This is a genomic window from Paenibacillus sp. NPDC056579 (genome assembly GCF_042793215.1).
GTDB lineage: Bacteria > Bacillota > Bacilli > Paenibacillales > NBRC-103111 > Paenibacillus_S.
In genome coordinates this window covers 627,862-652,863 of the sequence record NZ_JBHTVD010000003.1, presented here as the reverse complement: position 1 = coordinate 652,863, position 25,002 = coordinate 627,862, and the positions used below count along the sequence as shown (strand labels likewise).

The 25,002-nt window shown below is 50.8% G+C and carries 22 protein-coding genes; 17 read left to right on the top strand and 5 right to left on the bottom strand.

All coding sequences use genetic code 11. The features are described 5' to 3' along the window. Positions 1-18 precede the first annotated feature (18 nt). On the top strand, positions 19-1,155 hold the full coding sequence (gene tgt / locus ACFQ88_RS15560) for a tRNA guanosine(34) transglycosylase Tgt (protein WP_379454701.1): 1,137 nt from the start codon (positions 19-21) through the stop codon (positions 1,153-1,155). 40 nt (positions 1,156-1,195) lie between these two features. Next, the gene (gene yajC, locus ACFQ88_RS15555; RefSeq protein WP_239627508.1) at positions 1,196-1,519 is read left to right on the top strand and encodes a preprotein translocase subunit YajC; all 324 of its coding nucleotides are present in this window, start codon (positions 1,196-1,198) and stop codon (positions 1,517-1,519) included. Between the two features lie 89 nt (positions 1,520-1,608). Here the strand turns inward: yajC and ACFQ88_RS15550 are convergent, their stop codons facing one another. Further along, complete coding sequence (locus tag ACFQ88_RS15550; protein WP_239627506.1) at positions 1,609-1,968, bottom strand: TIGR04086 family membrane protein; 360 nt, start codon at positions 1,966-1,968, stop codon at positions 1,609-1,611. A 188-nt stretch (positions 1,969-2,156) separates the two neighbouring features. On the opposite strand from ACFQ88_RS15550, the gene ACFQ88_RS15545 reads away from it, so the two are divergent. Together ACFQ88_RS15545 and ACFQ88_RS15540 are read left to right on the top strand one after the other, a co-directional pair. Continuing rightward, positions 2,157-3,479: an SLC13 family permease gene (locus ACFQ88_RS15545; protein ID WP_379454700.1), complete on the top strand. Its 1,323-nt coding sequence runs from the start codon at positions 2,157-2,159 to the stop codon at positions 3,477-3,479. A gap of 117 nt (positions 3,480-3,596) precedes the next feature. Next, a complete protein-coding gene (locus ACFQ88_RS15540) occupies positions 3,597-4,277 on the top strand; it encodes a DUF421 domain-containing protein (RefSeq protein WP_379454699.1) in 681 nt (226 codons plus the stop codon). On the opposite strand, the gene spoVB is transcribed toward ACFQ88_RS15540, so the two are convergent. Next, positions 4,278-5,846 (bottom strand): stage V sporulation protein B, encoded by a 1,569-nt coding sequence (spoVB, locus tag ACFQ88_RS15535; RefSeq protein WP_239627498.1) that lies wholly within the window; start codon positions 5,844-5,846, stop codon positions 4,278-4,280. Between the two features lie 158 nt (positions 5,847-6,004). Between spoVB and ACFQ88_RS15530 the strand changes: the two genes are divergently transcribed. From ACFQ88_RS15530 to ACFQ88_RS15505, 6 genes are all read left to right on the top strand, one after another. Further along, the gene (locus tag ACFQ88_RS15530) at positions 6,005-6,535 is read left to right on the top strand and encodes a post-transcriptional regulator (protein ID WP_379454698.1); all 531 of its coding nucleotides are present in this window, start codon (positions 6,005-6,007) and stop codon (positions 6,533-6,535) included. 121 nt (positions 6,536-6,656) lie between these two features. Beyond that, positions 6,657-7,883, top strand: coding sequence for a protein translocase subunit SecD (gene secD / locus ACFQ88_RS15525; protein ID WP_239627496.1), 1,227 nt, complete (start codon positions 6,657-6,659; stop codon positions 7,881-7,883). Further along, positions 7,873-8,784: a protein translocase subunit SecF gene (secF, locus tag ACFQ88_RS15520; protein WP_239627493.1), complete on the top strand. Its 912-nt coding sequence runs from the start codon at positions 7,873-7,875 to the stop codon at positions 8,782-8,784. Before secD ends, secF begins: the two co-directional genes overlap by 11 nt. 63 nt (positions 8,785-8,847) lie before the next feature. Continuing rightward, complete coding sequence (locus tag ACFQ88_RS15515) at positions 8,848-9,801, top strand: cation diffusion facilitator family transporter (protein ID WP_379454697.1); 954 nt, start codon at positions 8,848-8,850, stop codon at positions 9,799-9,801. A gap of 174 nt (positions 9,802-9,975) precedes the next feature. Then, positions 9,976-12,420 (top strand): single-stranded-DNA-specific exonuclease RecJ, encoded by a 2,445-nt coding sequence (gene recJ, locus ACFQ88_RS15510; RefSeq protein WP_379454696.1) that lies wholly within the window; start codon positions 9,976-9,978, stop codon positions 12,418-12,420. Further along, positions 12,417-12,929 carry an adenine phosphoribosyltransferase gene (locus tag ACFQ88_RS15505; RefSeq protein ID WP_239627485.1) on the top strand — a complete coding sequence of 171 codons (513 nt, stop codon included), beginning with the start codon at positions 12,417-12,419 and terminating at the stop codon, positions 12,927-12,929. The genes recJ and ACFQ88_RS15505 overlap by 4 nt, the downstream gene beginning before the upstream one ends. 59 nt (positions 12,930-12,988) lie before the next feature. On the opposite strand, the gene mraY is transcribed toward ACFQ88_RS15505, so the two are convergent. Then, positions 12,989-13,936, bottom strand: coding sequence for a phospho-N-acetylmuramoyl-pentapeptide-transferase (gene mraY / locus ACFQ88_RS15500; protein ID WP_379454695.1), 948 nt, complete (start codon positions 13,934-13,936; stop codon positions 12,989-12,991). Positions 13,937-14,071: 135 nt separating this feature from the next. Between mraY and ACFQ88_RS15495 the strand changes: the two genes are divergently transcribed. From ACFQ88_RS15495 to ACFQ88_RS15470, 6 genes are all read left to right on the top strand, one after another. Further along, positions 14,072-14,686 carry a fumarylacetoacetate hydrolase family protein gene (locus ACFQ88_RS15495; protein WP_379454694.1) on the top strand — a complete coding sequence of 205 codons (615 nt, stop codon included), beginning with the start codon at positions 14,072-14,074 and terminating at the stop codon, positions 14,684-14,686. Between the two features lie 123 nt (positions 14,687-14,809). Then, on the top strand, positions 14,810-15,772 hold the full coding sequence (locus ACFQ88_RS15490; protein WP_345774014.1) for a bile acid:sodium symporter family protein: 963 nt from the start codon (positions 14,810-14,812) through the stop codon (positions 15,770-15,772). 197 nt (positions 15,773-15,969) lie between these two features. Beyond that, positions 15,970-17,223, top strand: coding sequence for a DUF445 domain-containing protein (locus ACFQ88_RS15485; protein WP_379454693.1), 1,254 nt, complete (start codon positions 15,970-15,972; stop codon positions 17,221-17,223). A gap of 424 nt (positions 17,224-17,647) precedes the next feature. Continuing rightward, entirely contained in the window at positions 17,648-18,670 is a 1,023-nt protein-coding gene (locus tag ACFQ88_RS15480; protein ID WP_379454692.1) for a response regulator, read from the top strand. A gap of 58 nt (positions 18,671-18,728) precedes the next feature. Beyond that, positions 18,729-20,834, top strand: a complete 2,106-nt coding sequence (locus tag ACFQ88_RS15475) for a glycoside hydrolase family 31 protein (protein WP_379454691.1) — start codon at positions 18,729-18,731, stop codon at positions 20,832-20,834. Between the two features lie 244 nt (positions 20,835-21,078). Then, on the top strand, positions 21,079-21,714 hold the full coding sequence (locus ACFQ88_RS15470; RefSeq protein ID WP_379454690.1) for an SGNH/GDSL hydrolase family protein: 636 nt from the start codon (positions 21,079-21,081) through the stop codon (positions 21,712-21,714). A gap of 123 nt (positions 21,715-21,837) precedes the next feature. Here ACFQ88_RS15470 and ACFQ88_RS15465 read toward each other — a convergent pair whose 3' ends face one another. Further along, positions 21,838-22,686: a sugar phosphate isomerase/epimerase family protein gene (locus tag ACFQ88_RS15465; RefSeq protein ID WP_379454689.1), complete on the bottom strand. Its 849-nt coding sequence runs from the start codon at positions 22,684-22,686 to the stop codon at positions 21,838-21,840. 35 nt (positions 22,687-22,721) lie between these two features. Beyond that, positions 22,722-23,801, bottom strand: coding sequence for a Gfo/Idh/MocA family protein (locus ACFQ88_RS15460; RefSeq protein WP_379454909.1), 1,080 nt, complete (start codon positions 23,799-23,801; stop codon positions 22,722-22,724). Positions 23,802-23,992: 191 nt separating this feature from the next. Here ACFQ88_RS15460 and ACFQ88_RS15455 point away from each other — a divergent pair, with 191 nt between their 5' ends. Continuing rightward, entirely contained in the window at positions 23,993-24,895 is a 903-nt protein-coding gene (locus ACFQ88_RS15455; RefSeq protein WP_379454688.1) for an AraC family transcriptional regulator, read from the top strand. The last annotated feature ends 107 nt before the right edge of the window (positions 24,896-25,002 follow it).

Below are 25,002 nucleotides of genomic sequence, written 5' to 3'. Positions count from 1 at the left end.
AGAAAGAAGTGAATGTCATTGGCAGCAGTAACTTATGAACATATAAAAACATGTAAGCAATCCGGAGCAAGGCTCGGTCGGGTTCATACGCCTCACGGCGTCATCGAGACTCCCGCATTTATGCCGGTAGGTACTCAAGCGACGGTGAAAACGATGGCTCCGGAAGAGCTGAAGCAGATGGATGCTCATATTATTTTGAGCAATACGTACCATTTGTTCTTGCGTCCCGGCCATGAGATTGTGAAGAAGGCCGGCGGGCTTCACCGCTTTATGAATTGGGACCGCCCGATCTTGACGGACAGCGGCGGCTTTCAAGTATTCAGCTTGAGCGAGATGAGAAAAATTACGGAAGAGGGAGTGGCTTTCCGCTCTCACTTGAACGGCGACAAGCTGTTCATCTCTCCCGAGAAATCGATAGAGATTCAGAATGCTCTCGGCTCCGATATTATGATGGCGTTCGACGAGTGCCCTCCGTTCCCCGCAGAGCACAGCTACGCCAAGCAATCGCTCGAGCGGACAACCCGTTGGGCGGAACGCTGCCTGCAGGCGCATGCCCGTCCGCAGGATCAAGCGCTATTCGCGATCGTTCAGGGAGGCATGTACGAGGATTTGCGCAAACAGAGCGCTGCCGAGTTGACTTCCATGGATTTCCCGGGGTATGCTATTGGTGGACTCAGCGTAGGCGAGCCGAAGCATTTGATGTATGAGGTATTGAATTATACGGTGCCGATTCTGCCTGCCAATAAACCGCGCTATTTAATGGGAGTAGGATCGCCGGATGCTCTCGTGGAAGGATCGATCCGCGGAATCGATATGTTCGATTGCGTTCTGCCGACGCGTATAGCTCGCAATGGTACATGCATGACGAGCTCGGGACGCCTTGTAGTCCGGAACGCCAAGTTTGCCGAAGATTTCGGGCCTCTGGATCCGGAATGCTCCTGCTATACTTGCCAAAATTACTCGCGCGCGTATATACGGCATTTGATCAAAGCGGACGAAACGTTCGGGATCCGTCTTACTACGTATCATAACCTGCACTTCCTGCTGGAGCTGATGCGTCAAGTACGGCAAGCGATCCGTGAAGACCGGCTTCTTGATTTCCGTGATGAATTTTTCGAAAAATACGGTATGGATGAAAACGGAAGAGGTTTTTAAACGTATATAACGTATAGTATAAGGAAAGGGGGGAAAAGGTATGTGGTTAGCGGCAGCCGAACCGGCACAAGCGGCCGGGATTGAAGGATATTTGTATACATACGGTCCATTGGTATTGATGTTTGTAGTATTGTATTTCTTATTGATTCGTCCTCAGCAAAAACGTCAAAAAACCCGCAACATGATGTTGGGCAATTTGAAAAAAGGGGACAAGGTTGTAACGATCGGCGGACTTCACGGAACGATCTTGGAAATTACAGACGATACGGTCATTTTGCGTGTCAATGATGTAACCAAGCTTACGTTCGAGCGCTCTGCTGTCAATGCAGTAACGCCAAGCCCTGCAAGCGAAGACAAGAAGTAAGCAATGGAAAATGCGAGCCTCCTTCACCGGATGGACTCGCATTTTTTTGTTCTGATAATCGTTCATTGATATGTCCTTCGGTATGCTCTCTACTTCTTCATATTAATTCCCAATATCCCGCCCAGAGCGCCGGAGCCGAAGGTCAGTCCGAGCAAATACAAGGTTTCCACCGATAGGCCTGTATCATAAGCAAGAAATCCTATCATCCACACGATGAGACAATAGAATATCCCCAGCATTCCTCCGTGATACCAGCCTCTTGTACCGCTCCGCTTGCCGGAAACGATGCCCCCGATAAACATAGCCACTCCGTGTACCGACATCGTATAACCGAATAACGATGTTTCCTGCAAATTCGTAGCCATCATCAAAAGAGAGATCAGGAACGTTCCTATCAGCATGAAAATCATGGAGTATAGTAATCCGGATAATAAAGGCGACTGTTTCATGGCCGACCTCCTCCATTTCAACGCTATCTATCATTATTGTATGGGCACGTACATAAAAATAGTACATGTTGTTCTGGACGCCATACAAAGGAATTCAGCAGGATCGTGTCGAATGCGTCGATATCACCTGTCTATTAAATGAATCAACGGAGCAACAGGATACGAATAGAAAGGATGGTAACTTACTTATGGATGTTTCTGCACATGCCCTGTGGCAGGTTGTCGCCGCAGCACTTATTTTTATCGTATGTTTCGGATTGATGATTACAGGACTCTTCAATCGATTGCTGGTCGTCTGGGCCGGCGCATTGCTTATGCTGTTGCTGGGACTCGTCAGCGGGACCGAGGTGGTTCAGACTCATATCGGCTGGCAAACGATATTTCTAATGACAGGGATCATGGTATTGTCCGGCATCACAGGCAAGACGGGATTGTATGAGTACATAACGATACGCTGTGCGCAAAAAACGGGAGGGAGGTACTTCCTGCTGCTCGTAGCTTTGGCCGTTATCGCGGCTGTCGGCTCCGCGGCTCTGGATGCTGTCACGACTATGATTGTGATGATTCCGATGACGATTCGATTGGCCAAACGGTTGAATGCGAATCCGTTCTCCTTGTTGGTTACGGTCATGGCTAGCGGAACGATAGGCGGATCGGCAACGATGATCGGCTCTATCCCGAATATGATGATCGGCTCGTCTCAGGCTGCCGGGCTGACGTTTAATGGGTTTTTGGTTCATGTCGCGCCTCTCTCCGTCCTTTGTTTTGCTGTAATTGTGCTTGTGCTGTATCGGTTGTACGCCAAGGAATGGAAACCGGATCCGGCACACATATCGGAGCTTATGGCTCTCGATGCGTCCTCTTTTCTCAGCAACCGAACCTTGCTTGTCAAAGCTTGCGCAGTGTGGGGATTGACCCTGCTGGGATTCCTATTCCAGCTTCAGCTTCGTATTCCGATAGGATTCATAGCTTTGGCGGGAGCGCTTGTGCTAGTTCTTATTAGCGTCAGAAAGAAAGAGGATCTGGTAGAAATAGGACATTCGGTGGAATGGGGGACGCTGGGGTGGCTGGCAGGCTTGTTCATTCTGGTCGGCGGCTTGGCGGATACAGGTATCATGGAAGCAATCGCGCTGAAAGGAATGGAGCTGACCTCGGGAAATCCAATGCTACTAGCTCTGCTGGTTTTATGGGTGTCGGCAATCGGCTCCGCGGTTGTAGATCAAGCGATTGTCGCTGCTTCGTCGATTCCTTTGGTCAAGCAATGGGGGATTCAATTGGAGATAACCGCCTACTGGCAGCTGAATCCGGTTTGGTGGTCGTTGTCCATCGGGGCAAGCCTTGGGGGAATGGCGACATGGCTAGGTTCTCAAGCCAGCCTCGTAGCAGCAGGACTAGCCTTGAAGGAAGGGCACGAGCTTTCGTTGAAGCGATATGTGAAGGTAGCCGTTCCCTTGACCCTTCTGGCGCTTCTTATAGCAACACTATATATCGTATTGATGTACTTCGATTAAGGATTTCCCAGCAATTCGTAGTTCGTCAAACTGCATGACGGCAATGGCTAAAGGTCAAAATACCCATGGAAACGTCCTGACTTCGCTTTGCAAAGCTGATGGGGGGATAGCGAGACCATGGAGATTTTGGCTCTTTTTTTGCGTACCCTGCTTGTCTATTTCATCGTGTTCCTGACGCTCCGGATTATGGGAAAGCGCGAGATCGGCAAGCTGTCGCTGTTTGATCTGGTTATATCGATCATGATTGCGGAAATCGCCGTGTTCGTGCTCGAGGATTTACATAAGCCGCTGCTGGAAGGCATTGTTCCGATGTTCACTTTGGTGCTTGTGCAGCTGTTTATCGCCTACTTGTCCTTGAAAAATGAAAAGCTTCGCCGCGTGTTTGAGGGAAGACCGGCCGTCGTCATCCAAAATGGCAAGCTGAACCGGGATGTCATGAAACGGCACAGGTACAATCTGGACGATTTATTGCTGCAGCTAAGGCAAAATAAAGTCGTTGACGTCGCGGATGTCGAATTTGCCATATTGGAGCCCTCGGGCAAGCTGACCGTCGTAGAGAGGGAAGAAAACGAGGCAAAGAAGCCTGCTGCCAAGCAACAGGCTACGATTCGCTATGAAGGACTGCCGTTACCGCTTATCATGGACGGAAAAGTGCAGGATGACAGCTTGGGGAAGCTGGGGAAAACCCGGTTTTGGCTGAAGAATGAGCTGCAATTGAAGGGCGTTCACGATTTTAAAGAGGTGTTCTTCTGTACGATCGATCATCGGGGGAAATGGTTTATCGACCGGAAACGATAATCATTTAAGCCATTTCTTACTTAACCAAACCAAGCGCAGCAGATCGTTGCGGTCGATCAATCTCATCATAACCGCGCTAAGCAAATACAACAGAAGACCCGCCGAACAGGAAACGAAAAAGCGTACGGTTTCATTAGAGAGCCATTCGGTATACATGATAAAGTGGCTAGCGAGCCCCGATACGGCCATGGCCATGCCGACTTTGGCAAAGTCGAGCATTTCCATATGAAACTTGAGAAGCTTGGACACACTGAGCCAATGCAAAATGGTTACGAGCATAATATTCACATTAATCGCCATTACCGCACCGAGAATGCCGAATTCGGGCTTGCTCGCCAGCCAGTAGATAAGCGACAGCTTGACGATCGAGCCGGTCAAGGTGTTCACCAAAGCGCTGCCGGGTCTCTCCAATGCCTGCAGCGTTGCTTGAAGAGGCGCCTGAAAATAAATAAACAAGGCGACGGGCGCCATCATTTTGAGCATTGAGGCGACCTGGCTTTGGCCGTAAAACAACTGGCACAGCGGCTCGGCAAGCACGAACATGATCATCGCGAACGGAGCGCCCGTGACCAATGCCAGTCTCAGCGATTGATGAAGGCGGGAGTGAATGGTCTTCATGTCATTTTGCGCAGCGGCTTCCGATAAAGAGGGAACCAGTGACACGGACAACGAATAGGTCAGCGCACTGGGCAGCATGAGAATAGGCATAACCATCCCTTGGAGCGCTCCGTACTGCGCTGTCGCGAGTTTGGTGGCTACTCCGGCCGAGGCAAGGCTCCTTACCGTGATAATCGACTCGAAGAAATAGGAGCAGGAACCGACCAGCTTGCTGCCGGTAATGGGTGTAGCCAGCTTAAGCAGCTGCTTTAAATGTTCCCAGGGTCCAGCGGTTGCTTCAGCAGCTTTATTACCGGTAAAAGGCACGGTGCGAGAACGGGTGCGGCTTGTACGAAACATAATATACAAAACCAGCAATGCGGATATTTCCCCTACAAGAACGCCTGCCATTGCCCCTGCCGCAGCATACTCGAGGCCGTAAGGAAGCATGAGGTAAGCAAATACAAGAACGGTGACGATTCGGACCAGCGTCTCGATGACCTGCGACAGCGCGGTGGGGATCATATTTTGCCGTCCCTGAAAATAACCGCGATAGACGGAGCCGATGCCGACGATGAGAATGATCGGAGTCATGACAAGAAACGTATAATATACCCGCGAATCGGTAAGCAAATGGGTGGATATCCAGCGCGCGGCAAGCAAGCTGACCAGAGTGAATACGGTGCTAAGGGATATGGACAGAAGAAGCGACAAGCGGAAAATGCGTCGTATCCGGGCTTCGTCTTCCGCTGCCTCGGCTTCTGCAACAAGCTTGGCTACGGCAATGGGAATGCCTCCCGTTATTATCGTCAAAATGACGATAAGAAACGGGTAGCCCATCTGGTACAGACCGATGCCTTCTGCTCCGATAACGCGCGGAAGCGTAATCCTGGGGATGAAGCCGAGGATGCGATTGATGATACCGGCAGCAAGCAAAATGAGCGTGCCTTGGATGAACGATTGTTTGGTCACTTGGATTGTTCTTCCTCCCTTATGGTTTACTTAATGAATATGCTGAACCTGTCCAAGTCAGACATTTTTTCTGTATAGAACGGGCTGCCGGGAAGGAAATAAGCAGACCGTAGCGAATTATTGTATAAACGATGCTGTACTGCAGGAGGATGATGGACGTGGATCAAGACGGGCTTAATAAAAAGCAGCAGCAGGCGGAAGCGTTGACGGAAGCGGAGAAAGCGGAAATGCCCGAGCCGGGGGAGCCTGTAGAGTATCCATATCCGGAGGAAGAAGGGGAAACGTTAGAGGACGATGCGAAGAGCGAGCAGGCTGCGGCAGTCGAGCTTGCTGCAGCGGATCCGGCTGAGACAGAGGGGCTGGGAGATCGTCCGGGGGATGATGAATTATTCGAAGACCAGCTTCAGAACGAGGATGAGATCGCTCCTTCCGAGTATGCTGAGCCGCTATCCGATCAAGAGCTGAACGAGATGATAGAGGAGATGTGCAACAGCAAAGCGGATGAATTCCGAATGATCGGGTATGAGCATGTGACGGGCAGGGAAATATGGGAATGTGTCAGCGAAAAGTATCAGAAGACGGGTACTCCGCCGCTGTACAAAGTGGTCAATGATATTTTGTCGCTGAAGGTAACTCAATTCATGAACTGGATGACGATGAGCATCTATAAGACCAACCCTTTCCAATGACGGAAGGGTTGTTTGTTTTCTAAATGCCGTTGTCGATAGTTTGGAAGCATCGTCAAATTGACTCGTTTTTCACACGTAGGTATAATAGGAATATTGAGTATGGAAGGAGAACGTTAACGACATGAAACGGATTATCGCATTTTTGGCAGTCGTGGTCATCAGCTTTGGCTGCATTGCCTTCTTCACTCCGGGATTAGTCCAGAACATTAAACTCGGTTTGGATCTCAAGGGTGGTTTTGAAATATTGTACGTGGCCGAGCCGGTAGAAGCAGGCAAGCCCGTCACGATGGATTCGTTGAAGCAAACCGCTAACAGCCTGATGAAACGGGCCGATAGCCTAGGTATTGCCGAGCCCGAGATTACTACAGAGGGCAAAGACCGTATTCGCGTTCGCCTTGCGGATGTAAAGAACGAAGAAGAAGTCCGCAAAATCATTAAGAAGCCTGCGGATCTGACCTTCCGCGGCCCTGACGGCACGAAAGAAATGCTCGGAAGCGATTTCGTCGAGGGCGGAGCGAAAGTAGGCTTTGACCAGGCAAATCGTCCGATGATCAACATCAAGGTGAAGGACGCAGACAAGTTTAAAAAAGTAACGGAGAAGCTGCTCGGTCAGCCTCTGGCCATTTACTTGGACGAAACTCAATTGTCGGCGCCAATCGTCAACAACGTTATTAGTGACGGAAATGCTAGCATCTCCGGCAATTACACGTTCGATGAAGCTACGAATCTGGCAAATACGATTAACCTCGGTGCGCTTCCGTTGAAGCTTACGGAGAAATATACGCAGGTAGTAGGAGCATCGCTAGGACAGCTGTCTCTGCATCAAACGGTACAAGCCGGTCTGATCGGTGCGATACTGATCCTTGTTTTCATGCTGGCGTTCTACCGTCTGCCAGGTATTGTCGCGGCGATTACGCTGATCACTTATACCTTCTTGCTCCTGGGAGCATTCTGGCTGATGAACGCTACGTTGACACTTCCGGGTATTGCAGCCTTCGTGCTGGGTATCGGTATGGCCGTCGACGCCAACATCATTACTTATGAACGGATCAAGGAAGAAATCCGCAGCGGCAAGAGCCTGCTCTCCTCTTTGAAATCCGGCTCCAAGCATTCGTTCCGCACGATCATGGATGCCAACATTACGAACCTGATCGCCGCCGCCGTTCTTTATTATGTCGGTAACGGAGCCATCCGCGGATTTGCTTTGACAACGATTATGAGTATTATTCTGAGCGTACTGACGAACGTATTCCTATCCCGCTGGTACATTCATTTGATCATCAAGAGCAATTTGTTTAAGAAATCTGCTTATTTCGGTGTAAAGGAGTCGGAAATCCGTGGACTATAAAAATCACTTTGACTTCATTAAAAACCGTAATAAGTTTTTTATCGCCTCCATCGCCATCCTGTTGATCGGATTGATCGTGCTGGTTACTATGAACCTGAATTACGGTGTCGATTTTAAAGCAGGGACATCGCTCGATATTAATATGGGACAAGCCGTAACCAAAGAAAAAGTAGAGCAAGCATTCAATAATGCCAAATTGGAGCCGGCCGTCTTAACGATAAGCGGCAATAACGATCATGTCTCGGCACGTTTCGATACGATATTGACCGATGACGAGATCAAGCTGGTCAATGCGAAAATGGTTGAGGCTTTCGGGGACAAGGTGTCCCAGGAAGTCAACACCGTATCTCCCGATATTGCCAAGGAAATGGGATATAAGGGGATGATCGCCGTTGCTATTGCAAGCGTAGCGATTTGTATATATGTAAGCTTCCGCTTTGAATGGCGTTTTGCGTTGGCTGCTATTATTGCAATTTTGCATGACGCATTTATCGTTATTGCTATGTTTGCGATCTTCCGTCTGGAGGTCAGCCTGCCATTCCTTGCCGCGGTATTGACCACCATCGGTTATTCGATCAACGATAAGATCGTTATTTTCGACCGGGTCCGCGAAAACATGCGCTTCTCCCGTCTTAAATCTAGCGAAGACGTCGCCAACATGCTGAATGCAAGTATTTGGCAGACGATGTCGCGGAATATTAATACGGTCATTACCGTTTTAATCGCGGCGCTATGCTTGTTTATTTTCGGAAGTGAATCGATCAAGCTGTTCGCTTTGGCCAAAATCATCGGGTTGACGTCCGGTGCCTATTCCTCCATATGTATCGCAACGCCATTGTGGTATGTGTTGAAGAATAAATCACTAGGTTCTAAAGCGAGAGCAACTGCAGTAAAAGAATAATAGCTGGCCGCGAGACATTCGTTTCCGCGGCCTTTCTATACAATTCACATGAGGAGTTGTCCCATGTCAGATGAGCGGTATCAGAAGGCGCGGTTCGGCGCCTGGATCGGAATAACCGGAAATATGGCGCTGGCCATGGTGACGGGTGCGATCGGCATCCTATCCGGCAGTACGGCGCTTATTGCCGATGCATTTCATTCTGTATCGAATGTGATTCGATCGGCAGCGGTATTCACGGGATTGCGGACAGCCCCGCTTCCTTCGGATAAAGATCATCCGTATGGACATGACAAAGCAGAGTCGATATCGACGATTATCGTACCTGTGCTGCTCCTGGTCGTTGGATTGGAAATCGCCATTTCGTCAGCCAGAGCGATATACAATGGAGTGGATGCTTCACCCAAGCCCATTGCTCTAGTTGCTATAGGCATAGTTATCGTTGTTAAAGAAGCTCTGTTTCAATACAAATATCGTGTAAGTAAGCAGCTTAACAGCCCGGAATTCATGGCCAGCAGCAGGGAGCATCGCTCAGACTTGTATTCATCTCTGGCCGCCTTGGCCGGCATAGTAGGAGCTCTGGCAGGCAATTATCCGGGATATACATATTTGTACTATTTGGATCCTATCGCCGGGTTGTTTGTAGCGGGACTTGTTCTGAGAACGGGATATACGTTAGTTAAGGAATCCATCCGCAACACCATGGATCGTGTGCTGTACGAGGAAGATTCCGCTGAGCTGATCGAGACGGTTCAGGAGATTAAAGGCGTTATTGCCGTTGATGGCTTGAGGGCGCGAGAGCAAGGGCATTATGTTATAGTCGATGTGAAAATTAGCGTGAATCCACGTATAACCGTGCATGAGGGACAGGACATCGCCAAACAGGCGAAGCAGGCATTAATGAAACGGTTTACGCATGTGACCGATGTTGTTATTCATGTCAATCCGTATGATGCGGGCTATCCGTACAAAAACAATATGGATTCGGATCAGAATGACCTGTCATCCATGCTGCACTGATGATAGAAACTCAGTTCGAAGAAGGCTTTCCTGCAGAAAGCCCACCAAATGCTTACGAAGTAAGTTTTCCTACGAAAAACTCAGTATATGCTTACGAAGAAGGCTTTCCTACGGAAAGCCCAGTAATTGCTTACGAAGTAAGTTTTCCTACGGAAAACTTTTAGGAGGGACAGCATGCTAAAAGCAAGAGCCAAATGGAAAATAAGCAAAACGGATGCCCGGCAAGTGGAGGAATTTGCTAACGAACTGCAAGTTTCTACTTTGGTAGCCCGTCTGCTTATAAGCCGGGGAATAACTGACAAAGAGCATGCTGCCGCTTTTTTACATGGGGGAACGGATCATGTCCACGATCCGTTCCTTTTAAGTGGAATGCAGAAAGCGGTGGAGCGAATCCGTCAGGCATTGGAACGCGGCGAAAAAATCCGCGTGTATGGCGATTACGATGCGGACGGAGTCAGCAGTACGACCTTGATGGTCCATTTGCTTAAGCAGTTGAATGCAACATTCGATTATTATATTCCGCACCGTGTCCATGAAGGCTACGGATTGAACAAGCCGGCTCTGGATTTGGCCCGTCAACAGGGAGTACAGCTTCTTATTACGGTCGATACGGGTATCAGTGCGGTTGAGGAAATCGCTTATGCCACCGAGCTCGGTATGGATGTCATCGTAACGGACCATCATGAGCCTCCCGAGCTGCTGCCGGTTGCCTACTCGGTCATTAACCCGAAGAAGCCGGATTGTCCGTATCCGTTCAAATCGCTGGCGGGAGTCGGCGTGGCGTTAAAGCTGGCGCAGGCACTGCTGGGCCGGTGGCCTGAAGAGCTGCTGGAATTCGCAGCCATCGGAACCGTCGCCGATTTGATGCCTTTACTTGGCGAGAATCGTGTTATCGTCAGGCAAGGCATTAAGAAAATGCAGAGCACCAAGAACTGGGGCATCCGCTCGCTCCTCGACGTAGCCGGAGTCAAGCTGAAGGATGTCAATGCTACGCATATCGGCTTTGCCCTGGCACCGCGCATCAATGCCAGCGGCAGACTTAACAATGCAGACGATGCCGTGAGGCTGCTTATTACGGACAGCGAGCAGGAAGCGGAGCATCTGGCGTACGACCTGGATTCATTGAACAAGGAACGGCAGCGGATTGTTGATGAAATGACCAAACAGGCGATGGCCATGGTAGAGGAACGCATGTCCTCCGGCTTGAACAAAGTGATTGTGCTAGCTCAAGTGGACTGGAATGTCGGTGTGATCGGAATAGTAGCGTCCAAGCTGCTCGATAAATATTATCGTCCTACACTGATTCTTGGAATCGATAAAGAGTCGGGAATGGCCAAAGGATCGGCACGGTCCATAGCCGGATTCGATCTGTATCAGGCGCTGACGCATTGCCACGATTTAATGGATCATTTCGGAGGTCACCAAGCAGCCGCCGGAATGACTTTGCCCAAGGAAAACCTGCCGGAGCTGGAACGCAGACTTAACGTACTGGCGGATGAGTGGCTCAGCCCGGATGATTTCATCCCGATTTTGCAAGCGGACCTGGAATGCTCGTTAGATGAGGTCGGAATCGATACCATTCAACAACTGGATCAGCTGGGGCCCTTCGGCATGGGTAATCCCGTTCCGAAATTTGTGTTTACCGATGTGCGCTGTCAGGAGCTTCGGACGATCGGCAGAGAGCAGCAGCATATTAAGATGATGCTATGCAAGGGTACTGAAGAAGCGTCGGTTGCCCTCGATGCGATCGGATTCAACAAGGGAACGGTGCTTCCGTGGATTTCTTCCACTGCTACGCTTAATGTGCTTGGCGAGCTCTCCATCAATGAATGGAACGGGGTCCGCAAGCCGCAAATGATGATTCAGGATGTTAGCGTTCCCGATGTTCAGCTGTTCGATTGGCGAGGGGCTGCCAAGCCCGAGAACAAGCTTCAGGAGCTGGCGAGATGTCTGGAGCAGCTGTATGGTAAAGTCCAGGAAGGGCGGAAATTGCCTGCGCTGTTAACGTTTCATCCGGACGATAAGCAGGTGAGGTTCCAGCTTATCAAGTCATACCCCGTCTGGAAAGTAGATACAGCGACAGGCGAATGCATACCTGCGAATGATCTCGCGCGTGGACTCACATGGTCTGACGTAACGGACGTGGTATTTTACGATATGCCGCCGCGCTTATCTTTGCTTGAGCAAGCCGTTGCCAACGCCGCTCATGCTCAGAGATGGTACGCATTATTTTCCGGGAAATTATTTGATCAGGGGACGATTCCGTCGCGGGACATGTTCAAAACGGTATATGGAGCAGTTCAGCAGCAGGGAAACCGGGCATTCCAAGGAAACGCATTTACGGATGTATTATCGAGAAGGTCCGGGTATTCCAAGGAACTGATTCAATTTATGCTTGACGTATTCACCGAGCTGGGCTTCGTACGGAAAACGGCGGAAGGCTTCATGCCTGTCGCTAATCCCGTGAAAAAAGAGCTTGGATCGTCAAGGCTGTTCCAACAAAGAAAACATAGCGCCGAAGTCGAGCAAACGCTGCTTTACTCCAGCGCACAACAGCTATATGAATTACTGAAAGGCTGTCAAAATCAAACCAAACCGTCATTGGAGGACATAATATGAATTTTAAAGAATACATTCGCGTGATCGATGATTTTCCGCAGCCGGGGATCAGCTTCAAGGACATTACGACATTGCTCAACAATGGCCCTGTCTATAGAGAAGTCATTGCCGAACTGGCGCGTCAGCTGAAGGATAAGCAAATTGACGTTATCGCCGGACCTGAGGCGAGAGGGTTCGTAATCGGCGCGCCGCTTGCCGTTCAATTGGGAGTTGGCTTCGTGCCGATTCGCAAAAGCGGTAAGCTTCCAGGCCGAACGATTGAAGCGGATTATGCGCTGGAATACGGCAAAGACAAGCTGGCTATGCACGACGATGCCATCCAGCCAGGACAAAAAGTATTGATCGCCGACGATCTGCTTGCAACTGGCGGAACCATTGCAACATCGATTAATTTGGTGAAGCAGCTGGGCGGAGAGGTTGTCGGAGCGGCATTTTTGATCGAGCTTGAAGAACTGAACGGCCGGGACAAGCTGGGAAATATCGATATTATTTCTCTTGTCCAGTATTAAGCCACTCCAATATTAAAAAAACAGCTCCTGACCCGGCAACGGATCGGGAGCTTTGTCAATTACATCGCGTATTTCCACAACAACCAGCTTAGTACGGAGCAGAACGCCGACACGATTCCGAACACCCATACGATCTTCGTCTCGCTCCAGCCGTACTTCAAGCTGTAATGGTAATGAATCGGAGACATCCGGAACAAGCGGAGTCTTGTTTTTTTGTAATACCACACCTGTAAAATAACGGAAATCTGCTCGGCGAAAAAGACAAAGAAAAGAAGCGGAATAAGGATTTCAACCTTCTCCATCACAGCAAGAAACGATAAGGAGCCGCCTATGGCCAGGGAGCCGGTATCGCCCATGAAGGCTTTGGCCGGATACATGTTGTATAGGAGTAAGCCGAGCAGGCCGGCAATCATCACGAGACAAAACAGCTGAACCTCCACCGAATCGGTTATGGCCAGGAAGAACAAGTAAGTAGGAATGGATGTGAAAATAAGCAGTCCGTCCAGACCGTCTGTAAAATTCACTGCATTGGCCGTTCCGATGATGAACAGCAGTAGCAGTATCAGGTATAACGGCAAAGGGAGGTCGAGAAAACGGCTTCCCCACAGCTCGATACCGGATTGGATCGGATGGAGCCGGCTGTAATAGTACAGGAGCACGACGGTAACAAAGCACTGCAAGAGCAGCTTCGTTATACTGCTGATTCCGTTTGGATCCTGCAGGACGGCTTTCTTCATATCGTCGATACAGCCGACCAAACTGAAAGCTAAAAAGACGATACTGAGAAACATAACGATGTCACCCGGATGATAAATGAGCAGCACGACGGTACCGGTAATAAGTACAACGCCTGCCATGAGCGGCGTGCCCCGTTTGGCTTGGTGGCTGGCCGGAAGCTGGGAACGGATCGGCTGGGTCAGGTGCAGTGTTCTAAGGCCGTAAATAATTACCGGACTAAGAGCGGCTACAATGAAAAACGTTAGACCGAATAGCATAAGACGATTCATTAACAGGGATCACTTCCTTTTTGGCATAAGGACTATTCTTATTTTTATGTCTAGAGGACAAGATTAAAAGCGAAAAATACGACTATCGGATTTCCTGTTTTGAACTTTATCATGATCAGATCGGATGTGGATAACATGAACATAAACGAATGGATTACGGATACAAGAAAAATAGTTAGTGTAGGCCCGAACTTCAGGGCTTTTCGGCATCAGAAGGGGATTTTTCATGAGGAGCCGCCGACACTGTCGTTAAAATCTCCGGAGAGCTTGACTACCTCGGCGAGCATTTATGTATCTCCGCAAATGCCGGAGTTTTTCTGTGAAGTGGAAATGGCTGTCGTCATCGGTCAGGATGCGAAGCATGTAGCCGAGAGCGAGGTCCGCTCCATTATTGCCGGATATGCCATAGCCAACGATATTACGGCAAGCACGCACTTTGAATCGGGCCGGTTTAAAATGTATGACCAGACAACGCCGATAGGCGAGCTGGTGCAAGTATCGGATCCAACGAACGTGCAGCTGGAGATGTGGGTGAACGACCGGCAAATCCAGCTTGACAATACGAGCGAGATGATATTCTCCGCCCATTGGCTTGTTGCGCATATTTCCGATATTATGACGCTGCGCAAAGGCGATATCATTTTGACGGGTACGCCGGCCAATCCGCATATTTGCAAGGTGGGCGACAGAATTGAGATGAGAAGCCCGCAGCTCGGGAGCATTCGTCATGTTCTGCATCAGGGGACGTAGGCAGGAAAAATTTTTTTGCCTAAAAAACCGGAAACCGGTCCTAATCGTCCCGTCTTATGCTAGAATAAAACGTAATTCATGTTTTCTGCGTACGGCTGCGGAAGACGGTAAAGAGGGCTGACGATGCTGACAAAACTGAATAAAACATTGGAAAAGATTATGCCGGTGCTCACTCCGGCTGCAGTCGGAGTCGGGCTGCTTAGTGCTTCGTGGCTGCACACGTTAAGCTTCCTTGTGCCGTGGATATTTGCGGTCATGACGTTCGCAGGAAGTATCGGCTCGAACTTCAAAGATTTGGGCAAGGTGATGAAGCACCCGCTCCCCATTATCGCGGTGTTTCTTATTTTGCACCTTGTGATGCCTCTGATTGGATGGGCGGCAGGCACGCTTATTTTCCCGGGTGACGATCTGACGCAAACCGGCTTCGTACTTTTATTCGTCATTCCTACCGGCGTGGTCAGCTTGGTGTGGGTCACGATCTACGGAGGAAACATTGCGCTGACGTTGGCATTGATCCTGCTGGATACGCTGCTGTCGCCATTTATTGTACCGCTTAGCCTTTCCCTGATCGTAGGAGCCAAGGTGCACATGGATGTGTGGGGAATGATGAACGGACTGCTCTGGATGGTTGTGATTCCTTCGGTCATCGGCATGCTGCTGAATCATTGGACGAAGGGGCAAATTAAGACCGTCTGGGGGCCGCGGCTGGCACCGTTTACGAAAATCGGCTTATTTGCCGTCGTAGCCATTAACAGCTCGGTTGTAGCGCCTCACCTGAGGGATATGAACGTGAAGCTGGTACAAATCATCGTTACCGCCTTAGTGTGCGCGACACTTGGTTATCTTGCCGGTTGGCTGGTCTCCCGTTCGATGAAGTGGGACCGGGACGTTACGGTTGCGCTTACGTTTAACTCAGGGATGCGCAATCTTAGCGCAGGAGCTGTGCTTGCCATCAGCTTCTTCCCGCCGCCCGTGGTGCTTCCGGTTATCGCAGGCATGCTGTTCCAGCAGCTGTTAGCCGCTCTGTACGGCTATAATCTGGATAAAAAGTACCGTCTAAAAAGCCAGCCTTCCCAAGCGGCTTGACGGTGATGTTAAGCAGCCGATAAGGCTGCTTTTTTTTCGCCACAATAGAACTTATAAGACTCCGAGATCGTCGCTTTTCTCATGGGCTTACAAAAAAATCGCAGCGGATTGATTTTTTCCCCCTTACATGTTCTATAATAGAAGCAATAGACAAAAGCCGACTTATTGTGCGGCTGTACATAAAGGGAGATAGACAAGTGAGCAGCAATTCGAAGCATACGGCAACTGTTTCACTCGGAGTCATGGCAGTTGGCTTCGCAGGAACCTTATTTCTGGATGGATCGCAGACGTGGGTGCGATTCGCGCAAAGCGGCTTTGAAGCAGGGCTGGTGGGAGGCCTGGCGGACTGGTTTGCCGTGACGGCGCTGTTCCGCCATCCGTTAGGCATACCGATACCTCACACGGCGTTATTGCCGAAAAACCGCGATAAAGTGTCCAAAGCTTTTATTTCTACCATTCAGGACGATTTGCTGAGCAAAAAAAGCATTATGGATAAGCTGTCGCAAGTTCCGTTGGTTATGCGGCTGCTCAAAGGAGCGGAGGAGCAGCTCGGAACGGATGGGGCCAAGGCGGGCATAGCGTCTTTATGCGAATACATCATCCTGCAAATTCCTTTGGACAAGCTGGCGCAGCTTGGGGAGCGCGAGGTAGAGAAGCTTCTCCAGACGCTGGATATGCGAAGCATGTTGAACAACGTGCTTGAGCATGCGTATGCGCGCAAGTACGATGAAAGAGTGTTCGATTTTGTCCTTGACTTGGCGGAGCAGCTGGTCATGAAGGAAGAGATCCGCGACCGGATGGGGCTGATGGCTGTCCAGGCGTTGTCTCAATTGAAAACGAACGGCTTCATGCAGTTCGCGATGAATGCTTTCGTCGGTTATTTCAACGAGGACAAGCTGGGCTCGTTAATTCAGCAATTCATACTGAGCGGCATCGAAGGCTTGAGAATGAAGGAGAATCCGAACCGGAAGGCCGTGCTGAATGCCCTGCGCTTTTGGCTGGACAATCCTGCGAACAAAGACGGCATTTCGTCCGAGCTTGATAATTGGAAGGAGCAGCTGCTGTCGCAATGGAATTTGAACGAGAAGCTGCTGGAGCTGCTGCAGCGGTTGCAAGAAAAAGCATTGGCGTGGGTACGCGACGAATCGTTCGCCGATGCGTATGCGATTCCTTTCGTTTCCGGAATCATAAGCAAGATGGAAGCCGATACGGAGATGATGAACAAGCTGGAATTGACCTTGCGCGAGCAAATCGCCAAATGGATCGAAAGCAACCATCATAAGATCGGTGCCCTGATCCAGGAGAACATCGACCGGTTTGATGACGAGACGCTTATTTCGCTGATGGAAGACAAGGTTGGCAAAGATTTGCAATGGATTCGAGTCAACGGAGCGATCTGCGGCTTTCTGATCGGGATCGTTCTGGCCGGCGTTAAATGGGCTATCGGCTAAAAAAGACTGCTGCAGCAGGGGTTTCCATACGCGGCGGCAGGAAATATCCATCAGTCCGTGTACAGAAATGATGTGTAACAAACAACTAAGCTCACTAGCCATTTTGCAGTTTAGCAAGCCTGCTTCCCATCGGCGAAACAGCCGAAACGGGGCGGGCTTTTTTTCGTTCCACCGGCTTGATCAAGTTTAGGGATGGAATGACCGGGCTATGTGTCTACTAGCGCTGGGAAGGTGGGGTTCGGTTTTGCGATAATCGTCTGCGGCTGATTTGATAAAATATGGTGACTTGTCAGACAAGTTTGTAGTAAAATAGGATAGAAATATTCCAGAAATATTCTCTGATTGTTGTAAGCGCTATTTTCGGTTGTTAACGTGTGCACATGATCGACGACTAATAGCTTACGCAAAGAAAGGGATGAATGGCATGAAACATATCCTCATCGTAGATGATGAACCGATAATCCGTGCCGGATTGTTGAAGTTGATCAAGCAATACAGCGAGACAGTTCATGTTCACGCAGTTCCGAACGGAGTGGAAGCCATTGCCGAAATTCGCAGGCAGAAGCCGGATATGGTGTTTACGGACATTCGCATGCCGAAAATGAACGGGCTTGAGTTGTGCAAGCAGATTGCCGAAATGAATATGAATATCCGTACCGTCGTCATTTCGGGACACAGCGACTTTAGCTACGCTCAGCAATGCTTAAGCTACGGCGTCAAAGAATATTTGCTAAAGCCGGTTACCAAGACGGACCTGTACCCGGTGCTGGATCGGCTGCTCCATATGGATAAGCCGCCTTCTATCTCGATTTCGGCTTACGGAGAGTGGCTGGATCAGGCCGAGCATGCCATTTGGTCGTCCAATATGGAAAGCATCCGGCACTTGCTTGCACGATGGAAGAGCGATGGCTTGTGCGGAGGGCTCAAGACCGAGCAAATTCAGCAGATGGTTGAGGATGCGCTAAAGATACTGGTTAAGAAGCTGAATGCGCGGCAGTTGTACCATTTTGAGTGCGAGCCATTGTTCGATTCATCGGCTAGTCAGGACGAGGTGCAGGATTACATGGAGGCCGAGCTGATTCGGCTGTGCGAGCAGCTGATTCATTGGCGGAGAGGCAGCCAGAAAAATTTGTTTGAGGAAGCCAAATCCTACATAGACGAGCACATTAGCGATGAAATCAGTCTGGAAGCGGTGGCCGACAGGGTAGGGCTTGCACCGACCTACTTTAGCTATTTTTTCAAGAAGATGACCAATGAGACGTTCGTCCAATACCGGATGAAGAAGAGGATCGAAATGGCCAAGAGGCTGCTGGAGCTGCCGCATTACAAAATCGTCGACGTCGGTATGGAGATCGGTTATCAGAATTATCCTCATTTCTCGAAGATATTCAAAAAAATGACGGGGATATCGCCTACGGAATACCGCCAAATGCTGGGAATCAAATAGCGGGATCGACTATAACGAATTTACAAAGGATTGAATCCGATAGGGAGAGTGTATTCACATGGCCAATTTGAAATGGGAGCAAGCAGCGCCAGGCATATGGAAAGTACAGGAGGGGGAAAGCTCGCCGTTATCCGCAATGTCCGTCATGGGGAAAGCTCCGAAATCGACGACGCTTGAGGCAATGACGGCAGCAGCGTTCCCGGTGGATGCGAACCAAATCAGCGTCAAAGTAACTCCCCGCCAAACGATCGTTACGCTTCCTCTGGAGCGTGAGGAGAGCCTGTACGGGCTCGGTCTGCAGCTGTTGAAGCTGAATCATCGGGGACGCACCCGTTACTTGCGGGTCAACAGCGATCCGAAGCAGGATACGGGTGAGACTCATGCACCGGTGCCTTTTTATGTATCGAGCCGGGGCTACGGCGTGATGGTAAACACATCGCGCATCGTCTCGATCTACTGCGGCTCCGCTGTGAGAGCCGATAGCGGGCTTAGCGGCGATGCAAAGGACCGGAACTCCGATCGGACCTGGAAAGCGACTCCGGTATCGGATACGGTCGAAATCGTAATCAACGAGCCCGGTGTGGAGTTGTTTGTGTTCGGCGGGCCGACTCCATTGGACGCGGTACGCAGGTACAATCTGTTCCATGGGGGCGGCGCTCTTCCGCCGAAATGGGGGCTTGGCTTCTGGCACCGCGTACCGAAATCGTACTCGGACCAGGAGGTTATGAATGAAGCTATGGCGTTTCGCGAACGCGGCTTTCCATGTGATGTCATCGGTCTCGAGCCGGGCTGGCACAGCAAGAGCTATCCTGTAACGTACGAGTGGCATAAGGAAAAATTCCCTGATCCTGCAGGCTTCGTTAAAGGGATGGCGGAGCAAGGCTTCCAGATCAATCTGTGGGAGCATCCTTATGTGTCTCCTGACGCGAGAATTTATGAGGCATTGGAGCCGCTCTCGGGTTCGCATACGGTATGGCATGGACTTGTACCGGATTACACGCTGCCGGAAGCGCGCGACATTTATATGAAGCAGCATGAGACGGATCATGTCGACATCGGTGTATCGGGCTACAAGCTGGATGAGTGCGATGGCAGCGAGCTGACACGCAACTCGTGGATTTATCCTGCGCATGCCCAGTTCCCATCCGGTGCGGACGGGGAACAAATCCGGCAATTGTACGGCTTGATGATCCAGAAGATGACCGACGAGCTGTATCGAAGCAAAAACCGCCGGACGTACGGCTTGGCTCGCGCTTCGTCGTCAGCCGCCTCCTCTTTGCCTTATGTGCTCTATTCCGATCTGTACGATCACCGGCAATTCGTAAGAGGCATGTGCAGCTCCAGCTTCAGCGGTCTGCTCTGGACGCCGGAGGTGCGTAAAGCGAAAAATGCGGAGGATTGGGTCCGCAGGATGCAGGTTGTGTGCTTCTCGCCGCTCGCGATGGTCAATGCTTGGGCTGACGGAACGAAGCCATGGTCGTTCCCTGAAGTAGAGACGATCGTCAAGAAATATATCGATCTGCGGATGAGGCTGATCCCGTATTTGTATTCCGCGTTCGCACAGTACTGCTTCGAAGGTGTACCTCCTATTCGTGCGATGCAGTTGGAAGCAGGCTCGGTACGTGCAGCTGAAGGGCAGGAGCATACTCTGGATTCGACGGACTTTGCTTATGGCGGCGTCAGTGAAACGGAAGTGGATGACCAGTTTATGGTCGGCGATTCCCTGCTTGTAGCTCCGCTATTCGAAGGGGAATCGGAACGCGACGTCTACTTGCCAGCCGGCGTATGGTACGATTTCGAAACTCACGAGCGCTGGGAGGGCGGACGTACAATCCGGGTAAGCGCAGGACTCGACCGCATTCCAGTATTTGTGAAGGATGGCGCAATCATTCCGATGATGCCGGCGCTGCAGCACGCTCCTAAAGCTGGAGAAGCCGTAGAACTGGAGCTTCATCATTATGGAACCGCTCCGGGACGTTCTCAATTGTTTGATGACGACGGGGAAAGCTTTGCGTACGAATCGGGTGGTTACCGCTGGAGAACGCTCGAAGTTAAGAAGACCGCAGACGGTACATTGTCGGGTACAGTGTCGGATGCCGGAGATGATTGGCGGTCGGCTTACAGTACGTTCACTTGGGTGTTCCATAACCGGCAAGTACAGTAAGAAGACAGGACGACATGATACTGCAAGATAACGGAGCACTTGACAAGGGTGTTCGCCAAAGCCGGCTCGTCCGGTATTCGGCTGACGGTTTCGAATCCAACGATGATGATCCGGTTGCTCCAGCGAGCTTGTATCGCTTACAGCTGGAACAGCGATTGAGTCTAGGGCGGTCAGGATCTTGGAGCCTCACAATACATGCAAGAAATAATGGGAATTTACTATACGTTGGGGAGGCAGCAAACAGATGTCAACACCATGGATAAAGCAAGGCGACAAGGTGCTGTTTCAAGGGGACAGCATAACGGATGCGAAGCGTGTTCGGGAGGATGGCAACGATCTGGGCAAAGGCTATGCACTTATGGCGGCGGCCCAGTTTTCCTCCCTTTATCCGGAGGAGCAGGTTACCTTTTTGAACCGCGGCATCAGCGGCAACAGAGTCAAGGATTTGCAAAACCGGTGGCAGGAAGACTGTCTCGATTTGAAGCCCGATGTCGTATCGATTTACATCGGCATCAACGATACTTGGAGAAGATTTGACCGCAACGATCCTACTTCAGCGGAGCAGTATGAAGAAGGGTACCGGGATCTGCTGAACCGCACCCGGCAGCTGGACGCGAAGCTCGTGTTAATCGAGCCGTTCGTTCTGCCGGTGCCGGAAGACCGGAAGCTGTGGAGAGAGGATCTCGATCCGAAAATTCACGTCGTACGAGAGCTGGCACGCGAATACGGCGCGCGTCTTGTCTCGTTGGACGGATTGTTCGCTCAAGCGTCAACCAAGGCTCCATCGGCTTTCTGGGCTCCTGACGGAGTACACCCGTCTCCGGCAGGACATGCGCTGATAGCTAGAGCATGGCTGCAAGCCGTCGGCGCTATACAATAACATGCACAATGCCCCGGTTAGGAGAGCTAGCCGCTGTTGAAATTGCAGCTAAGCTCTCTTGTGCCGGGGCATTGATTATTATTGTCATTGAAAGTAGATTCGGCTGCTTGTTACCGAGTTTTTTTATTCAAGACCTGCAGCGGCATACACTTTATGGAATGCCTCCTGCGAACGCTTCAAAAGCACATCGCTCGATTCCTCAAGCGGCTTCGGCGTCAATATTTCCTGGGCAATCACGCCACGATAGCCGATTTGGTTCAATGCACGAAGAAATCCTCCCAGGTCGATTACGCCTTCTCCTGGGAACAGTCGGTCATTATCCAAAACGTCCTGCACCGGTACCGCAGGTGCATCGTTGATATGAACCAGCACGATTTGCGACGGATCCAGCTGCAAAATAGCTTCAACGTCCAGCTCGTTCGTATACCAATGGTAGCTGTCGAACAGCAATCCAACGTTGGATTCTCCTATCGCGTCAATCCAGTCGAGCGTCTCCTTTAAACCCCAGATGAAGGGATTTTTCCATCGCGTTCTAAGATGATGCGGCCCTACGAACTCGAGTCCGAGACGGATGCCGAACGGCGCCAACAGCTGCGCGCATGTACGCAGACGCCGGGTGGCCAGCGTCATGAACGGTGCGGACTCGTAGTCGGTTGATGGGAGCACATAGGTGCAGCATGCCGTGCACCCAAGGGCAGCGGCGGCTTCGGCGTCGCGAACCAACCGTGACAAGCCGGCGCGGAATTCCTCTTCGCTTGTACGCCATTGCACGGACAGCCCGATGGTTCCGATTTGAATTCCGTATTCCTTCAGAAACGATTGTGCCCCGGCAATTCCTTTGCTGTCGATCCATTGCTCCAGCTCTTTACCGTCTGCAGCAATAGCTTCGAACCCATGTGCGGATGCAGACCGGATGAAGTCCTCCAGTGTGCCGACGCTGCCGATTCCTGCACGGGTTAACCCTTTTAACATGGTGTGGCCTCCTTTTATAAATGTGCTTGAGCTAGTTACAAGCTCCAGTCCAGCTTGACTTCGTGACCGGTTCTGGACGATTCGTAGATCGCGTCGAGGATCAGGTTGTTCGTAAACCCTGTCAGTGCCGAAGTATCCGGCTCTTTACCATCGCGGATACATTCGAGAAAATGACGGCTCAGCCGGATGCGTCCGCCTTCATCCTTTTCAGGGGTGGAAAGGGAAACTTCAACGGGACGGTCGAATTGCTCCGTAAGCAGCTTGCCTTGGTTGCCGCGAATGGATGCGCCGCCCTCGGAGCCCATGAGATGGACGAAATGAGCGCTGTCCGTATCCATATGAACCGCCCAGCTCACTTCAAGCGAGAGCGTGCTTCCGTCTTCCATTTTGATCAGGGCCGTAGCCAAATCCTCCACGTCGAAGCGGCCGTTCCAATCGGGAGTTCCCCAAGTGCCGATGCCGCGCTTTTTAGGTCCGAATTCCGCATAGGTTGAGCCGTATACGGAAACCGGCTTAGGGTTGTTCATCAGGAAAAAAGCCAAATCCAGCATATGAACGCCGATATCGATCAACGGTCCGCCACCGGATTCGTCACGCTTTGTAAACCACGTTCCCCAGCCGGGAATCCCTTTGCGGCGCATCCAGCCGACTTTGGCGTTATATATTTGCCCGAGCGCCCCTTGATCCACTTGCCGCTTGATTTGCAGAGGGAGCCACTCCCACCGCATTTGGTGGGGAATCATCAACACTTTGCCGCTTGCCTTTTGGGCTTTGACAATTTCTTTGGCTGAGGGCACGTTGATTGCCATAGGCTTCTCGAGCAATACATGTTTGCCTGCCTGAAGCGCCTGTACTGCAATGGGTGCGTGATACTGATTCGGCACGCCAATGACAACGGCATCGATCTCAAGGTCGGCGATCAGTTGATCTGCCGTTTCATAGCATTTGGGAATGCCGTATTGGGCTGCGCGCTGCTGTGCCAACGGTAAGTAGGAATCCGTAACAGCCGTGATGACGACTTCTTCACTAGGAAGCTTTTGGAAGGTCTGAATATGTACGTTGCCGATATTGCCGGCGCCGATGACGCCGATGCGGATAGGGTTGCTCATCTGAATGTCCTCCTGACGGTTTGTGGCTGCCTGCAGCCGGATAAGTAATCTGGGCCGATTTTAATGAAATTGAATCATTTCAAAACGAACGGTTGAAAGAAACCGTATTCTTTTTTATAGTAAGATGGAACTGAAGAAATTGCGTCCCACTTTTTCCGGTCGGTATCCCAAAATTTCAGCAGGGGAGAGATAGTCGCATGGCCGTCATTCCGAAATATTTGACCCATTATCCCAACATGGACTCGGAGCTTCCTTTTCACATAAAAATTCACAGACTGGAAAACGGCTTCCCATCGCATCGGCACGATTTTTTGGAGTTTTCCTATGTTATCGAAGGGCGCGGAACGGAAATCATCAACGGTGTGGAGCATCCGATGGTTCCAGGGACATTTACGCTCGTCATGCCTTATCAATATCATGAAATTATCTCGGAGCCGGGAGCTCCGTTGTCGTTATATAACTGCAACTTCGGAATCCACTTGTACGCGCCGGGAGAGCAGCTGCCGGGAATCGATCTGCATCAGGCCGAAGACCTGCTGCCATCCTTCGTGCTGCTGCCGGAGTGCGAGCAGGAGAGGCTGCGGTCTCTTCTTGCGGAAATGCGGGAGGAATATGCAGGGGATAGCTTGTGGAAGCAGTCGCTGCTCAAAGCCAAGCTGACAGAGGTGCTCGTCCGGTTCGACCGGTTCCGCAGAAACATGACGGGAGAAACTGTGGCGGCGCCGTTTCGCAAAGGGAGAGGACACTCGCAGCAGCCAAGCAGCATCTGGCGGGTCATTCAGCATATACACGCTCATTACCAGGATGATCTTACATTATCGGGAGTGGCCGACACGTGCGGCTTCAGCGTTCCTTACTTGAGCGAGCTGTTCAAAAAGACGGTGGGGCAAAACTTCCTCACCTTCGTGCATGAAGTTAGGATCCGTCATGCGTGCGGACTTCTTGCGGCGACGGAAATGAACGTCTCCGATATTGCACTGGAGTCGGGCTACGGCTCCTACAATACATTTTCCAGAATATTTAAAGAGCACAAAGGAATGACCCCTGTCGAATACCGGAAGAGGAAGTCGGCAGCGGTAGAATTGATTTCCAACAGGTGAATACGAATGAAAAATACCCTGAGAGCTTCGGTTGCGCATGGAACCGTTTGCACGTCAGGGCTTTTTGCCATATCAGAATAGGTAAGACTCGTAAAGGCCGCTCAACT

Excerpts from the sequence above, each read along its gene's own strand:
- yajC (WP_239627508.1), top strand. The coding sequence starts at position 1,196 with ATGTGGTTAGCGGCAGCCGAACCGGCACAAGCGGCCGGGATTGAAGGA.
- ACFQ88_RS15550 (WP_239627506.1), bottom strand. The coding sequence starts at position 1,968 with ATGAAACAGTCGCCTTTATTATCCGGATTACTATACTCCATGATTTTC.
- ACFQ88_RS15545 (WP_379454700.1), top strand. The coding sequence starts at position 2,157 with ATGGATGTTTCTGCACATGCCCTGTGGCAGGTTGTCGCCGCAGCACTT.
- ACFQ88_RS15540 (WP_379454699.1), top strand. The coding sequence starts at position 3,597 with ATGGAGATTTTGGCTCTTTTTTTGCGTACCCTGCTTGTCTATTTCATC.
- secD (WP_239627496.1), top strand. The coding sequence starts at position 6,657 with ATGAAACGGATTATCGCATTTTTGGCAGTCGTGGTCATCAGCTTTGGC.
- ACFQ88_RS15515 (WP_379454697.1), top strand. The coding sequence starts at position 8,848 with ATGTCAGATGAGCGGTATCAGAAGGCGCGGTTCGGCGCCTGGATCGGA.
- recJ (WP_379454696.1), top strand. The coding sequence starts at position 9,976 with ATGCTAAAAGCAAGAGCCAAATGGAAAATAAGCAAAACGGATGCCCGG.
- ACFQ88_RS15505 (WP_239627485.1), top strand. The coding sequence starts at position 12,417 with ATGAATTTTAAAGAATACATTCGCGTGATCGATGATTTTCCGCAGCCG.
- mraY (WP_379454695.1), bottom strand. The coding sequence starts at position 13,936 with ATGAATCGTCTTATGCTATTCGGTCTAACGTTTTTCATTGTAGCCGCT.
- ACFQ88_RS15495 (WP_379454694.1), top strand. The coding sequence starts at position 14,072 with ATGAACATAAACGAATGGATTACGGATACAAGAAAAATAGTTAGTGTA.
- ACFQ88_RS15490 (WP_345774014.1), top strand. The coding sequence starts at position 14,810 with ATGCTGACAAAACTGAATAAAACATTGGAAAAGATTATGCCGGTGCTC.
- ACFQ88_RS15480 (WP_379454692.1), top strand. The coding sequence starts at position 17,648 with ATGAAACATATCCTCATCGTAGATGATGAACCGATAATCCGTGCCGGA.
- ACFQ88_RS15475 (WP_379454691.1), top strand. The coding sequence starts at position 18,729 with ATGGCCAATTTGAAATGGGAGCAAGCAGCGCCAGGCATATGGAAAGTA.
- ACFQ88_RS15470 (WP_379454690.1), top strand. The coding sequence starts at position 21,079 with ATGTCAACACCATGGATAAAGCAAGGCGACAAGGTGCTGTTTCAAGGG.
- ACFQ88_RS15465 (WP_379454689.1), bottom strand. The coding sequence starts at position 22,686 with ATGTTAAAAGGGTTAACCCGTGCAGGAATCGGCAGCGTCGGCACACTG.
- ACFQ88_RS15455 (WP_379454688.1), top strand. The coding sequence starts at position 23,993 with ATGGCCGTCATTCCGAAATATTTGACCCATTATCCCAACATGGACTCG.